The sequence below is a fragment of the Streptomyces sp. SID11385 genome (assembly GCF_010548245.1).
Lineage (GTDB): Bacteria > Actinomycetota > Actinomycetes > Streptomycetales > Streptomycetaceae > Streptomyces.
In genome coordinates, this window is record NZ_JAAGLR010001075.1 from 1 (window position 1) to 862 (window position 862).

General features: G+C 77.6%; 1 protein-coding gene. It reads right to left on the reverse strand.

The genetic code is table 11. The features are described from left to right. The coding region (locus G3I42_RS32990) for an ATP-binding protein (protein WP_164291349.1) at window positions 1-862 on the reverse strand (862 nt) is incomplete at both ends.

Sequence of the window (862 nt, forward strand, 5' to 3'; positions counted from 1 at the left end):
CGAGCACCCACAGCGGCCGGCGCACGTCCTCCGGCGGCGCCTCACCCGCCTGCCGCGCCCGGTTCGCCGCGAGCAGACGGCGCTCCGTCTCGCGCGCCGCCCACTCCAGCGAGCCCAGCGCCCCCGTGAGCCCGCACTCGACCCCGAGCACCCCGTCGCGCCCCACGAAGCACGTGTAGTCACCGGTCCCGCCGCCGTCCACGACGAGTACGTCGCCGCCGCGCAGCGCCTGGAGCGCCACCGCCCGCAGCAGCGTGCTCGTCCCGCTCCCGGGGCGGCCGACGACGAGGAGGTGAGGCTCGGGCGAGCGCGTACCGGTGCGCCACACCACGGGCGGCACGTCGAGCGCGGTGCCTCGCGCGTCCACGAGCGGCACCGTGCGCCGCACCGCGAGCGCGTCGGTGAGCCCGAGCACCACCTCGCCCGGGCTCGTCACGAAGGGCTGCGCGGGGATGTCCGTGGGCAGCGGCGAGAGCGCCGTGAGGGTGAGCCGGTTCGCCTCCTCGTCCCACGCGAAGTGGTACTCGCGGCCCCGCCCGCACTTCGCGTGCAGCAGCCGCTCGACCCGCGCGCGCGACTCCGGGTCCCCGTCCGTGAAGTACGCCGGGTAGGTGACGGTCAGCGCCGCGAGCCGCCCGTGCTCGTCGAAGACGGGGTCGCCGAGCACCCGCTGCCACTCGCCGCCGTGCGCGTAGAGCGGATCGGGGGCCTCGGGCACCGAGAAGTACGGGACGAGCGCCTCGTACAGCGAGGCGAGCCGCGCCGCCTGCTCCTCGCTCGGCCCGCTCTCCTCGGGCGCGGGCCCCCGGTCGCGGCCGAGCCACGCGGCGGCGGCGAGCACGGCGACGAGCGCGGAGACGGG